Below are 14,060 nucleotides of genomic sequence, written 5' to 3'. Positions count from 1 at the left end.
GGAGTCTTCGCGGCCGGACGTCCCACCCGCTGTCAGCCTTTCACCGGCTTCGGCGGCTGGCTCTTCGGTCCCCCCAGCCCGCGAGCGCGCGCGGACTGATAGGCGGTCAGCGCCCGCACCCTCGCCTCACCCCGGCGGATGCGGAGCGCGATCCGCTCCTGCGCGTCCTTCTCGATGCCCGTCCAGGCCTCGAGCGCCTTGCGTTCGGCCTCTTCTATCTTCGCGACCTCCGCCTTGGTGGGCAGCTTCGTCGGGGTATTGGTCGGCAGGGTCTGCGGGACGTCCTTCTTGCCCTGCAGCGCGGCCTTCGCGAGCTCCTGGATGACCTCCCGCCCAGCGGTCATCGTCTGCGTCAGCATGGCGCTGCCCGAGAGCTCGCGAATCGACTTGAGCCTCTGCTCCAGCTGTTCTCGCCGCGCGGCCACGGGCGCGCCAGGGTTCTTGGGCGCGGGCCGCTGGGGACGGGGGTCGCTGCCCCCGGGGAGCTTCAAGGCCTTCTTCATGTTCTGCGTCGGTCGCATGAAGTGCGTCCTTTCCGTCAGGGTGCGTTGTAGTTCGGAGCAGTGATGATCCCGGCCTGGCTCCAGCCCGAGATGTTGAAGTCCGTCGCGAAGTTGTGCGCGAACACGATCCGGCTGTACGCGTTCGTGACGAGCACGCTGCCGGCCCGGTTGCCCACGATCTGGAGCCCCGAGTACGAGTCCGCGACCGCCGGTGGATACGTGTCATACGGCGACTTGACGGTCGCGTTCGGCCAGCCGACGACGAGATCCGCCGTCACCCAGTTCCCCTCCACCTGCGCGTTGTACGAGTACTCCTTCTCGACGGCGGCCGTGGCGAGCGCCTTCAGATAGGTCTGGAAGATCGGCTGGACCTCCGCGACCCGGACCGTGCCCCTGTAGACCGTGTTCGCGGGTGCCACCCACGGCTGCAGGGACTCGATGAACCGCGGGGACGAACTCGCCACGCCGGACGAGGTGTAGGTGTAGGGGAAGAACAGGATGCTCCCCTCGGCGCGGTTGTCCTCGATCTGCCAGTCACCCCACGCACGGGTGATGATGAGCGCGATGTGGCTGTTCCAGAGCGGCAGCAGCCGGTTGCCGGACACGACGTTGCCGCCCCCCATCGTGATCTGGAACCCGCCCGTGACGACATTGCTCCGCAGGGTGCTCTCGTAGAGCTGCTCGCTCCTGCATCCCAACCCGGTGAAGCGGTTCGCCTCCAGGAGGAGCCAGGTGGTCCCAGCGCCCGTCTCTCCCTCGGGGGCCCAGAACGGAGCGGACGCGGTCACCGTGTTGCCCTGGACCACGATGCCGTCGCGATCGCCTTCGGTCCAACGCTCGTAGAGCAGGATGCCCACGGTCCCGCCCTCGTCGGGCGGCAACTCCGTGCTCAGCGTGATGACGTTGTCCTGGACGGACAGGTACCCGCCATCCGACAGGTAGAGGCCCACCTGCCTCGCTTTGCGCATTGGCAGGCCGAGCACGTCTTCGGAGACGATCGTCTGCTGGCCGCGCATGGTGTTGCTCTGCACGACCACGTCATTCCCCAGCGCGAGCACCCCGACCGCGGCGTCGATCTGGTTGTCCGCGATGCGCAGCCGTTGGGTGCGCACCTCCTGCTCCTGCTCCCAGGGCGGCGGAGCGAGGAGCGTGCAGGCAACGCCCACGGTGGTATCGCTGAAGACGTTCGCCGTCACCGCGATCCCCTCCATGTTCACCACGGGCGGGCTTGCGCCCTCCTTCTGCTGGACGAGGCTCGGTCCGAACTGGACCCCCGCGAGATAGGACAGGAACTGGTTGTCGTGGATGCCAATCCCGGCGAGCGAGGGATACGTGGACTCCAGGACAGGCAGCGGGCTGGTATCAGCCGAGGCCGCGAAGAGGATGCCGCGCGGGCCCGTGAACGTGCACCCCTCGACCTCCAGGGAGCTGGTCACCCATGGCAGCCAGAGCCCGGCCGCGCCGGACGTGGAGAACCGGTCCCCGGACAGCCGGCACTGGTACAGGAAGTCGACCCGGATGCCTGCGTACGAGCCCACATACTCGTTGCCGGCCGAGACCAGGTCGGACGACAGGTACCCGATGAGCACCGGACTTCCGCAGGCGAACGTGCACCGCTCGAATTCGCATCGCCAGTAGTCGATCCCGCTCACCCCGATGCCGACGCTCTCCGCGCTGAAGCCTCCCGCCTCCGTTTCGATGAGCTTCGTGACCGTCTTCTCGAGGTCCTCGTCCGCCGCGTCGATGAGCACCTTGCGGCGCTCCACGTCCAGCCAGCCCTGGAACGAGGAGCGCCGGAGCCGCAGGCCTCCTGCCCCCTTGGCGTAGAAGCCAGCCTTCTCGCCGACCACCACCGACTCGATGAGCTCGGTCATGAACACGTACTCCGCGGCGACGCCCCACGCGCCCAGGAGGATCGACTCCTCGGCGCGGATGGACGTGGTCCCCCGGGCATCGGGGTACACCACGAACGGCGTCGGCTCCTCGGGCTTGAAGACCGGCAGCTCGGGCTTGGCGACCTGGATCGCGACGCCTTCTTCCCCGGCATGGACCAGCGCGGTCCCCTCCAGCCAGAGCTGCGTCGGGACGAGCTGTTCGCGCCCCTTGCTCCCCGGCATTCCCCCGGACAGCGTGAGCTGCACGAGCGGCCCCGAAACCTCGCGCCGGAAGACAAGGAGATCGCGCAGGGTGAGGCGCGCGTCCCCATGCACGTAGAACACCGGCGCGTCCCCCCCGAAGCCGAGCAGCGTCGCGTGCGGGCATCCAGCGAGCGTCACCCGCCTCCCGATGACGTTCAGCGTCCCGTGGATCCGGTAGATGCCGCGCTCCAGGCAGAGGGTCGCACCATCGATGGCCTCGTCGATGGCCTGCTGGATGCGAGCGGTGTCGTCCCCATGGTTCTCGGACGGAGACAGCGACCCGTCACAGCAGCCGCCGTCCTCCTTCGCGTACAGCTCGTCCAGCGCCTCCTGCACGGTGTCCGCGTTGGTGCCGACCTTGCCGCCGTCGTAGGCGATGTCGTCCGCGTTCAGCTCGCAGAGCGCCGAGTACTGGTGGTCGTACCAGCGCACCAGCTCGAGCGGCGCGGACTCGCCCGTGTACCGGAACAGCGCCAGCGGCGCGAACAGCCGCTCCGGACCGTGGGGCGACTCCTGCCAGAGGCCATTCTGGTTGTCCTTGATCTTGCGCGCTTCGTGCTGCCAGTAGTCCCCCGGGCGGAAGGCCGCGCCGGTGAGCTCGATGACGATGCCATCGCCCAGGTCGAACGCGGTGACGGGCGGATCCCCCATCACCTTGGGCTTCGTGACGAGGAGGCCGTGCCAGACCCGCACCTTCCGGGGCGCCTTGTCCTTGTTGGCGAAGTCCGCCGGCACGTTCACCGGCAGCCGCGTCACCGGGTCGCGCAGCTTGAGCTGCCCGGAGGTGGCGGTCGTCTCCGCGTAGAAGAGCTGCCCCACCGAGCGCTGCGAGGCCCTGAACGACTTCGCCGCGAGCGCGACCTCCGCGGGGGCGGCGTCGCCCAGGTCGTCGGTCTCATCGAGCAGCTCGATGAGGTCGCCGTCCTTCACCTCGGCGCCGGGCGCGAGCGTCAGGTTCGTGAGCGTGTTCGCCACGGAGGCGACGGCGAACACGTCCGAGCCGTTGTTCTTCGACCACTTGATTTCGACGTTCCCGAGCGCGCCGCCCTTGTGCACCTCGAACCGGTAGAAGCGGTTGTCCGCGCCCGTGTAGCCGCCGGCTTCGGGAATCGCGCAGGGGTCCAGGTTGTCCGGCGCCACCTTGGTGGTGAGCCTCAGCTTGCCGGTGCCCGCGTCGACCTTCGCGAAGGCGGCCGGCACGTCGTCCTTGCCCGTGAGCGGACTGCCGCCGTCGTTCGCGAAGACGGCGAGCTTGACCTGGCCCACCGCCTTCGAGCGCACCGTCGTGTCGAGCACGCCGCCCAGCGCCTGCTCCAGGATTCCGCCGTCCTCGATGCGCGTGATGAGCCGCTCCCACCCTTCCAGGTAGGCGACCACGTAGCTCCCCGCGACGGGCAGCGTGTCTCCCGTCGGGAAGCCCTTGCTCGTCGGGAAGGTGGACTCCCAGAACATCCCGTCGTCCGCCGACTCGACCCCGAGGCCTTGCAGGTAGTACCGGCCGCGCGTGTACGAGAACAGCGGGGCCTTGGTGGCGGGCTCGAAGCCCTCGATGAAGCCGATCCACGCCTCGTTCGCGGCGCCCGCCGCGGAGAAGCCGATCTCGAGGGTGTCGTACTCGGCGGGTGCGCCCGCGGGCACCTGCACGTCGTAGAACTTGAAGTTCGTCGCGTCGTTGACGTTGAGGACACCCGCGCTGACGTTGTGGATCCGGACCTCCACGTTCGCGTTGGCCCGCAGCCAGAGGCGGAGCTTCGGATACCGGGCCTTGGCGAGCTTGCGGCGGGCGCGGATCTGCACGAAGCCGCCCGCCGCGTGCGCCCCCACGTACAGGGACGGGAACCGCTCGTGGTACTTCGCGCCGTAGTCGCGGTACGCCACGAACGCGCCGCCCGGTGCGGGCAGCGTCACGCCGTCGAGCGTCTCGAACACCGCCAGGAGCGGGCCCGGCGTCGCGAGGTAGCCCAGGTTCGGACTGCCCTGCTCGCAGCCCACGTCCGACGCGAGGTCGCGGATCAGCGTGTCGGCCGCGTCCACGCTGGCCGCGACATCGCTGTCCAGAACGAGCCGCCCCTCCTGCAGGAGCACGCGCCGGTACTTCTCCTTGCGCTTGGCATCAGGACGATGGCCTCTGGTGAAGTCGCCTTTCATGGTCGCTCTCTCAACCGTCCTCTTCCCGGTGTCTCAGGTATCGCCGAACCCAGTGGCCCGGCGCGCTAGTCCATCCGCAGGAGCCCGGTCTGGAGCCCCGCGGGGGTGTATTCGATCAACCTCGTGAGCAACGCGTCGCCCCGCTGCGCGAAGCGCGCGCCGTGGAACGCTCCCATCTCCGAACCGTCCTCCGCGCCGCGCGTGATGGACCTCGGGCACTCCTCGGACAGACGGAGGTGCGCGGCGTCGGTCCGGTCGCGCGTGACGAACAGGGCGAGGTCCTCCGTGACGCGATGCCTGCGTGGCAGCAGGCTCTCTGGCTCCACGCGGCTGTAGCGGACGCAGCCGTGGAACCGGTCGCGCGCCCGCGCCACGTCGGTGAAGAGGCTCTCGCTCGCCTCGATGACGCGCACGTCCACCGAGGCGCCCCCGCCCAGGTCCGCGCGCACGGCCGCCACCGTCGAGCGCTCGAAGCGGACCTCGCTGTCAATGGCCTGGACGGCCGCGCCGCCCGCGGCGTCGAGCACGCTCTCCTCCACCATGACGGAGGCGGCCCCGTTCACCTGGAGCCTCGGCGCGAGGCAGCGGAAGAGACGGATCTCCGTGTCCGAGCCCGCCGCGGCCGTGAACCTCCAGAGGTCGTGGGGCGCCAGCGCGGAGCAGAACCGCACCTCGACCTGTCTGGCGGGTGGCGGGTCCAGCGCCACCGTGGCCGGAACCGGCGGCGACCCCGGATAGGTGGTCTGCCGGATGGCGAGCCCGTGCAGCGTCAGCTTCTCGTACGTCGGGGGCGCGCCGCTCGCCCACGCCGCGCCGAGCAGGATGACGGGCCGGTGGAGCTCCGCCGCCTGGAGGGTCAGCGACGTCACGTTGGCCGGCCAGACCAGCGCGCTCTCCGCGTACGTCGCGCTGTCCTCGAACTGGATGACTTCGTGCTTCGCCGCCTTCACGCCATCGGCGACGACGGCGGCGAGCGCCTCCCCGAGCGTCGAGTAGCGCGGGAGGGCCTGGTACGAGAGGGGCGCGTCCCGGTGCAGGCTGCCGCCTCGAAGCACGAGCCGCGTCGGCGCGGGCAGCTCCTCGGCGAGCAGGGGCTCACGCGCATCAGGGCGGGCCCCCGTGTGGAACGAATACCCCTCCAGATAGTCGACCGTGACCGGGCTCGGCGGCCAGCCGACGGCCCCTGTGTGCACCGACGCCACGGTGAACGGCGCCGCGGGTTCGGTCTTCGCGAAGGAGAACAGGCCGTGAGCGGGATCGATGTCCAGGCAGCCCGCGGGCGTCGCGAGGCCGAGCTGGGGGCTCATCGGATCCTCGTTCTTCCACCAGCACAGCGTGCGCTGCCGGATCTGTCGGCGGCAGAGCGTCTTCGCCTCGCGAATGGGGGTGATGGCCCCGCACGCGAAGCGCGCCACCTGCAGGCTGCCGGCCCAGACCGTCGAGCCGTCGAGCCTCACCGACACGGCCTCGCTCGCGAAGGCGAGCGACGGAGACCAGCCCGCGAGCGGCGGCACCTTCGTCTCGAGCGCCGGAAGGTGGATGAGCACCGCCTCACCCTGGTCGCTCGTGAAGGACACCTCGCAGGACGGCAGGAGGATGCGCTGCGTGTCGGACTCCAACCTGAGCCAGAGCTCGGCATCGTCCCGCGAGGCCGCGGACTCCTGCGCGAAGAACCTCCACGCCGCTCGCAGCTCCGCCGCCGTCGTCACGTCGGTGCCGTCCTCCTTGAAGGCCTTCCACGCGGTCACCGCCGTGGCGTCCGGGCCGGTCCACGCCAGTTGGAGGAACGGGTGGATGCGGCTCTTGATCCGGAGCGCGAACGCCAGCCGCAGCGCCACGGCATTGCCCGCCACCACCGGCGCACCGGTCACGTCGAGCGCACGTGGACCGTGGACGACCACTGGCCCCCGCGCGGTCGCGGAGGGAATGCTCCGCCACGGCTCGGGCTCGGAGGTGAGCGGCAAGGGCGGCCACGCCGGCCCCGGCCCGGCCGACAGTGCCTCACCGGGCAGCCGCAGCCCTTCGGACGTGACGGTCAGCGGGGTGCCGGCAGGGTCGGCGTCGTACACGCTGCCGTCCGCCGCGACGAACAGCCACCGCTCCCCCACCACCCACGTCGCGGGGAGCTCCACGGTGAGCGCGCCCGCGAGGAACCCCATCGTGGCGAGGCGCGGATCCGCGGGCGGCATCGAGGCCGAGGGAGCGCGGCAGGCGACTTCGATGACGGCACCCGGGAAGTACCCCGCGCCCCCGTCCGCCACGAGCCGCAGCATCACGGCATACGGGCCCGCCACGGGCCCGGCCACGCCAAGGGACGACGTCCCACCGCGCGCCTCGATGCGCACCTCTCCGCGAAGCATGCCCCCGGCGGTGTTCGGCACGTTGGCGTCCGCGCCGGTGAGCGGCACGGCCATCACCCCCACCCGGACCGGCGACGACAACCGCTCCGCCACGTGCGACAGGAGCAGCACGTCACAGAGGTCCGCGGCGAGCGCGCGCTCCGCGGGCAGGCGGATGGAGGCCCGCGCCTCCTTCGTGGCACTGGCGACGGCGGCGGGCAGGCCCGTGAAGCGCACCGTGAAGCGCGCGCCACTGCCACCCTCCTGGTCGAAGTAGTCGCCCGGGCTCGCTCCGAAGTGGAGGGGCGGCACGCGATCTCCCGCGAGCGTGTCCTCGGCCGAGGCGCGCCGCACCCGGAGGGGCACGTCGTCGCCCAGGGGGTTGAAGGCGAACCGGTAGTCCACCTCGGGCACACCGCCGCCGCCGTAGCGCGTGCGGTCCCTCGCCGTTCCCTCCGTGACGGGAAACAGCTTCGTCGGGTACAGCCAGTGCGCGACGTGCTTGGGGTGGTAGCGCCCGGTGGTCCGGCCAATGCGCCGCGGATCCACGGCGTGGAACGCGGTGTCGAGCGGGCCCGACGCACGTTCGGCGATCGTCGCCTCTCTCAGCCCGGCGATCGTCCGCTCGGGCCGGTAGAGGTCGAGGTCCTGGGCGAGCAGGATCCGCTTCCATCCCTCGCGGCTCACCGCCAGCTGGCCGGAGAGGTCTCCCGCCATCTCCTCCAACATGGTGGGGGTGCCCTTGCGGCGACGCCAGCCCACCGTGCCGCGCACGTCGCGCCGGTTGGACGGAGCATCCGGGAAGACGAGCCGCATCCCGATCATGTCCGCCAGGTACGGGAGGACCCAATCCGCGCTCTTGTCGATGAAGAGGTCCGCGTGCAGCTCCTCGATGTTCTGCCGCGTCCGCGCGATGGGCGCGGCGAGGATGCGCAGGAACTTGTAGAGCTCCTCCACGCCCCGGGGTGCGAGCGACTTCTGGGGCTCGCGTGTCCCCTCGGCCATGTCGACGACGCGGTAGAGCGCCGGCAGGTGCGAATAGAGCAGGTCCGTGACCAGGGCACGGACGCCGGGGTCGAGCGTGGGGGTGTCGCCGCCTTCGCCGCTCATGGGAGCTCCGGAGAGAGGATTTCGATGTCCTGGGGCGCGAGCACGAGCATCTGGTTTGGCCACGCGATGACGGTGTCGGCCACTCGCGGGGGCTGGCCCTTGCCGACCTCTTCGAGCGTGTCGAACAGGTGCAGCTGGACGAAGAGCACGCCGGGTGCACGCTCGATGCGCTCGTAGAGTTCGCTCAGGAACGCGGGCTGTCCCAGGTCGCGGGCCTCGAAGGCGAACAGGCCCGGCGCGTCCTTCGACGTGCCGCAGAGCGCGTCGCGCACGGCACGCTCGACGCTCTCCCGCAGGTACGCCGGGTCGCTCTCCACGGTCAGCTTGAGCTTGAGCCCGACGAGCTCCGGGCCCACCACGTCCAGCAGCACCGTGGTGTCACGGCGGGCCTGGAGGAAGTCCTTCAACTGGGACGCGGTCGCCGCCGTGCCCTTCGCGTCGGCGACCACCACGCGGATCCCCTCCGCGCCGCCCTCGAGCTTCGTCCACTCCGCGCTCGCCTTCACGATGCCCGGGAACTGCAGCGCGAGCTGCTTGTGGTCCTCCACGGAGACGGCGCGGTCGAACGTCCGGATGTAGCCCGTTGCCTGCGTGCGCACCTCTTCGGGCTCGGCCGGGGCCACGCCGCCCTTCACCGCGAGGGGGTTCGCCACCCGCTCCACCAGGGGATGCGCCTTCTTGAGCCGGCTCACGGCGAAGGCTTCCGCGTCGCCATCCGGACCGATGCCGATGCGGTACGTCGCGACGATGTGGTTCCTCCCGGAGGAAGGAATGGCGCCCTGGAGGCCGTCTCCGAACACCACGCTGACCGTGCCGGTCTCGTCGCGCTGGACAAGGTAGCACCGGTCCTCCGGTGAAGACGCCACGAAGTCCACGACGCGGTGCCACAGGACGTCCGCCACGCGAACCTCCAGCTCGGGCTCCGCGCCGTCCAGCGAGGGCAGGTACGTGAGCGGCTTCTGCTTGAGCGGGAAGCGCAGGAAGGGCGTGCTCCCATCCGAGCCACCCAGCACCTCCGACGCGGTCTTCCCGTGGGAGATGCGCGCGACGTTGCCCAGGATGCGAAGCGCCCCGAACGTCCAGGGCGCGCCCGCCACGGGCGGCTCCACGGGCTCCCAGGTGAGCTGCGTCCGGACGGTGCTGTTTCCATCCGCCCACGTGCCCACCGACGTGATGCGCACGATTTCGTAACGCGCTCCGCCCGTGCGCTCTCCCAGCGCCACCCGCCGGCCGGGCTCCAGGTCCGCGACCAGACGGTCGAGCCGGACGGGCGTCGAGCCGGGCTGGGTGATGGCCGCCGGATTGGGCCCGGTCGCGACCAGGGAGGCCTTCACGCCGAAGCCGAGGAGCCACCGGCTGGTCCGGATGTCCTGCCCGCTCCGCGTCAGGGTCGTGCCGCCCGCCGTCGCCTGGATGGCGGTCACGGTCCTCGCCACGCTCACGGTGGGCTTCTCATTGAGCACGGTGACCTGGGCCTCGTTCGGCTTCGTGGGGTCCACCGGAATCTGGACGACCACGTGGCGGACCTTGGAGAACGTGACGTTCCTCGACACCTCCGTCGTGACCTTGAGCGCCGACGGCCCCGAGCTGGTGACGCGAACCCCGGGAGTGCCGATGACCGACTTCTTGAGCTCCTCGGACAGATAGAGGTCGTTCGCCTCGCTTGAGTTGTTCGCGGGCGTCACGGTGTAGCCGTGGGCTGGGTACGACGCGGGATTGGTGGGCAGGGCCCCACCCCGCAGCTCCGCCTCCGTGAACGACGAGGCCGGCGTGTCCCAGCCGAAGAGATGCAGGTCATGCGCGGGCTTCGCCCAGACGACGGCGCCCGGGAAGCTGTTGTCGCTGCCGGTGAGGGGCTGCTTCACCGTGAGCCGCGTCCGTCCCCCACCCTCCACGGGCGGAGCGCTCACCTCGTGCGCGGAGAGCGTGGTCCCCCGCTCGATGACCACGAAGCCGCCCTGCTCGATGCCGAGCCCCGTCCCCTCTACTTCGAACGTCGACTTGCCGGAGAGCGGCAGGACCGCGAGCGCGTCGTACGGGAAGAGCTCGCTCCACGACGCGCTGACGGCCAGGTCCTCGGTCGTCTCGTAGTCCTGAGCCTTCTTCTCGCCCACGGCCGCCGAGCCCATCCCCAGGCCCCGGAGCACGGTGCCGGACACGCCGTCCTTGAGGGTCAGCAACACGTACCCGGTGGCCGCCAGGCCCGGCCCAGGCTCGTAGCCGAGGCGGCGTCCGTGGCGCACCAGCGCCTTCGCCGTGAGCGCCGTGCCCAGGAAGGCGTCGTTCGCGTACCGGTCCTGGTAGGCGCCCAGCGTGTGGCCGAGGAGCGCCGCCAGCTCCATGAGCGTGCCGGCGAAGTCGCCCTGCGCGGTGGAGGGCGGAAAGCCCAGCTCGTGCGAGGCCAGCGTGCGCTGCTCGTCGAGGAGGTCGGCGAACTCGTCCGGCAAATAGTCGAGCACGGTCCGGCCCGCGAGCGGCTCGCCCGTGGTGGAGTACGCGGTGCGGAAGCGCGGTGGGCGGCTCACGGGGCGACCTCCTCGATGACGAAGTCCTTCTCGGTCACGCCCGCGTCGAGCCCGACCACGAGGACCTTGAGCTTTCCGTAGTCCGGCAGGTCATCGTCGCCGTCGTTGCGGACGACCTCGGTCGGCGCGAGCGTGATGCGCGACTCGACCTCATTCGCGGACAACACCTTGAGCTTGCGGAAGCGGAGCGCCTTGACCGACCGCACGCCCGGGATGCGCTGCACGAACGCGAGCAACTCCCCGACCTCCAGCCCGTCACTGAAGCTCAGCCGGTCCGGGTGGAAGTAGCCCGGGTTGGCGTTGGAGCCGGGCCGCAGCGCCGCGAGGACCGCCGAGCGCACGCGATAGGGCAGCGCCCCCGGCTCGACGCAGATGCCGAGCCGCACGTCGATGGGCACGTACTCCGCGGCGCTCACGAAGTGCTCCCGCCCCGTCATGCGCAGCGCGTCGATGCGGTCGAACACCGCCTGCCGGAGCGGCTCGGAGAGCCCGGTCTGTCCTTCCGGATCCACCAGGACGAGCACCGCGTTGAAGGGTCCGCCCAGGAGTCTGGCGGTCGCGCGCCCCACGCCCTTCACGGTGCCTGCGGCCACGGCGTAGTCGGAGAGCGAGACGGCGCGCTCGACGGGGCCATGCCGGAGCGACGCCGGGATGCGGAGGCGCACGGCCTCTCGCGTCTCGGCCCGGAGTCCTCCCCTGCCCGGGAGCACGTTGGTCCCGCGCAGCCCGGAGAAGCCGGCCACGGCGGACTGGCCGGGCACGAAGCGCGTGAGGACACCGGCGCCCACGTTGCCCGCGACCGCGTCGCCCGTGCGGTACTCCACCACGATGTCGCCGGGGAGCTGCTCACTGTGCTGCTGCGCCTGGCTCAGCGCGTCCTCGGACCACACCTCGACGGCGCGCCCCTGCTTGCCATCACCGAACTCGAGCCACAGCGAGCCGTCCTCGTCGGCGGTCGCGACGAAGTGCCTGTCGAAGGACTGGGAAGCATGCAGGTGCTCCACCCGCTGCCACTTCTCCGAGCCGATCGTCACCTCCACCCGGACCGAGGAGCCCGCGAGCCCCGCCGCGGTGACCGTGGACTCGAACACGACCTGCGTCTCCGAAAGCCGCAGCGCGCGCAGCAGCAGGTGCGAGAACCCCGGCCGCCGCTCCAGCACGTAGCTCTGGCGGTCGCGAGAGAAGGCCGTCTCCGAGCGGACGTAGCGGTCCTGCCGGGACCGGCCGAACCGGGCCCGCCCCAGGTTGCCGTGGATCCGCAGCGCGTCCGGCTCGCCCCACGCCGGCCGCATCGCGGTGGCCAGCGGCGGCTCGAACGCGACGACCGTGACCGCGGACTCGTTCGTGTGCGGGGCGTCCGACGCGGAGGCCGTCCATCCCGGAAGCCGCTCGTGGCGGAAGGCGGTGATCGTCACGATCTGCGCGGGGGGAACGGGCGCGTCCGGGGGCGTCGTGGCGAAGTAATTGCCCTGCACGAACGCGAGCGTCTGGCCCACGCCGAGGTTCTCGACCGTGCCCCAGAGGAGCATCTCGCTCGCGCCCTCGGGGATGATGGCGTCGTCGGCTCCGGGCCACGCGGCGAGTGGCAGCACGTTGTGGGCGGTGAGGACCCGCGAACGCTCGGTGAGCCAGAACACCACCTCCGCGCCGCTCGCCCCGGCCGGGGTCGTGATCTCGATGCCCACGGGCAGGTAGCCGTCGCTCTGGGCCTGGAAGCAGAGGAGCGTTTCGGCCGCGGTGCCGTCGAACAGGCGCGTCCCGAGGAGCTCCGCGTGCTGGCGCAGGGAGTACCGCTGGCTGGCCGTGTCGACGAACGCCTCGTTGGCGACGCGGTCCTGGTAGTAGCTCAGCAGGTCGCCGTGGTGCGCGAGCAACTCCACGAGCACGCGCTCCAGGGCCGCGGGCGAGAGGTCCGCCCACGCCGGGTTCTTCACGCGCACCCAGTCGCCGAACATCTGCACGAAGCCCGAGAAGTCCTTGGTGAGCAGGTCCACCGCGGGCCGCGGCTGCAACGCCCTGGGCGGCTGCTCCGTGAGGGGCCGGCAGTCGCCGCCCTCGCAGCTCAGCGTGAAGTCGAACGTCGCGCTTCCGAAGAAGGGATGAACCCGCGGGCCGTTCGGCCCCTCTCCGGTGGAAAGCAGCGTCAACGTGTACTCGGACGCATCACCGACATTGGAGAGCGCGAGCGTGACGGTCTTCTGGGCGCTGTCCTCGCCCACGTAGGTGAAGCCCAGGTCGGTGATCCGCAGCCCGCCCGAAATGGCGAAGCTCTTCTCGGAGAACTTGGGGGCGACCCAGGTCCGCTGGAGGTGGACGACCAGCGTCGCGGACGTGGGCGCCTGCTCGTTGGGTAGGAGCTTCAGCTCCAGGTAGTCGATGCCCTGGAACAACGAGGTCCCATGGCGGCCGGACCACTGCAACCACGGGGACGTCACAGCCGCACCTCCAGGTTGCGAGGCAGGCGGTCCGTGCGGCGGCGGAAGGCGATCTTCACCCACAGCTCGCCGTCCTCGGGGGAAGCCTCCACGTCGACGCCGTCCACCAGGATTTCATCGCCGATGTCACGGCGGAGCGACTGCGAGATGCGGAACTCCAGCGCTCCAATCGTCAGGTCATTGAGCTCGTCGAAGACGGCGCGGTTCAGGCCCACGCCGAAGTCCGGCCGGTTGACGCGCTCTCCCGGCGCGGTGAACAGGACCGCGAGGATCTTGTCGCGCAGGTGCTTGTCCGCGTCATCGATGACGGCGACCCCGCCCTGGGCGCCGAACCGGAATGGGTGCTGGAGGAAGCGATCGGCCATGGGAGTCCTCCTCAGGTGATGGGCGCGGGCGGCGGGCCAGGGGGAACGGGGAAGATGACGAGGGTGGTGGACGCGAGCAGCGTGCACGCCGTCGCTATCTGCTGCGCCTTCTGCGACACCGACCCGTCCACGTCGGAGAACACGGAGATCATCTGCGACACCGCCGCGCCCGCCGCCGTCGGGAAGGACGCCGTCCCGGGCGGGAAGCTCTGGCCCGCCATGTACGCCGCCACGCCCATGGCCAGCTGCGTGCCCGCGGCCTGCGCCGACTGCGCCGCGAGCGCACCCGCCGCAGCCGCCGCGAGCTGGGACTTGCGCGCGAGCGCCGTCGCGCAGGGGATCCCCGCCGCCTGCCCCGCCGCGAACCAGCTGGACACCGCGGTCGCGAAGTGGTCCGCGGACTCGTTCACGTCCTGCGGATAGGAGCCGCCCTCCGGGACGAGCCAGGTCTGTTCGAGCTGGGTCTTGAGCGTGTCGAACACGAGGGGCATGGGAGG

At 70.8% G+C, this 14,060-nt stretch carries 7 protein-coding genes; all 7 read right to left on the bottom strand.

Features of this window, described 5'->3' with window-relative positions; all coding sequences use genetic code 11:
• Positions 1-32 precede the first annotated feature (32 nt).
• The 7 genes from D7X30_RS18955 to D7X30_RS41985 all read right to left on the bottom strand — a co-directional run bounded on the left by D7X30_RS18955 (position 33) and on the right by D7X30_RS41985 (position 14,054).
• Entirely contained in the window at positions 33-521 is a 489-nt protein-coding gene (locus tag D7X30_RS18955) for a hypothetical protein (RefSeq protein ID WP_120564349.1), read from the bottom strand.
• 17 nt (positions 522-538) lie between these two features.
• On the bottom strand, positions 539-4,789 hold the full coding sequence (locus tag D7X30_RS18950) for a DUF6519 domain-containing protein (RefSeq protein ID WP_120564348.1): 4,251 nt from the start codon (positions 4,787-4,789) through the stop codon (positions 539-541).
• Between the two features lie 65 nt (positions 4,790-4,854).
• The gene (locus D7X30_RS18945; RefSeq protein ID WP_120564347.1) at positions 4,855-8,238 is read right to left on the bottom strand and encodes a hypothetical protein; all 3,384 of its coding nucleotides are present in this window, start codon (positions 8,236-8,238) and stop codon (positions 4,855-4,857) included.
• Positions 8,235-10,763, bottom strand: a complete 2,529-nt coding sequence (locus D7X30_RS18940; protein ID WP_120564346.1) for a baseplate J/gp47 family protein — start codon at positions 10,761-10,763, stop codon at positions 8,235-8,237. Before D7X30_RS18940 ends, D7X30_RS18945 begins: the two co-directional genes overlap by 4 nt.
• Positions 10,760-13,198 (bottom strand): baseplate J/gp47 family protein, encoded by a 2,439-nt coding sequence (locus D7X30_RS18935; protein WP_120564345.1) that lies wholly within the window; start codon positions 13,196-13,198, stop codon positions 10,760-10,762. The genes D7X30_RS18940 and D7X30_RS18935 overlap by 4 nt, the downstream gene beginning before the upstream one ends.
• A complete protein-coding gene (locus D7X30_RS18930) occupies positions 13,195-13,563 on the bottom strand; it encodes a GPW/gp25 family protein (protein WP_120564344.1) in 369 nt (122 codons plus the stop codon). Before D7X30_RS18930 ends, D7X30_RS18935 begins: the two co-directional genes overlap by 4 nt.
• An 11-nt stretch (positions 13,564-13,574) precedes the next feature.
• Positions 13,575-14,054 carry a hypothetical protein gene (locus tag D7X30_RS41985; RefSeq protein ID WP_121712288.1) on the bottom strand — a complete coding sequence of 160 codons (480 nt, stop codon included), beginning with the start codon at positions 14,052-14,054 and terminating at the stop codon, positions 13,575-13,577.
• Positions 14,055-14,060: the final 6 nt, after the last annotated feature.

The organism is Corallococcus sp. AB011P, from assembly GCF_003611605.1.
In the GTDB taxonomy this organism is placed as follows: Bacteria; Myxococcota; Myxococcia; order Myxococcales; family Myxococcaceae; genus Corallococcus; species Corallococcus coralloides.
Note: the sequence above shows the minus strand (reverse complement) of the source record. Positions and strands in the feature narration are given on the sequence as shown.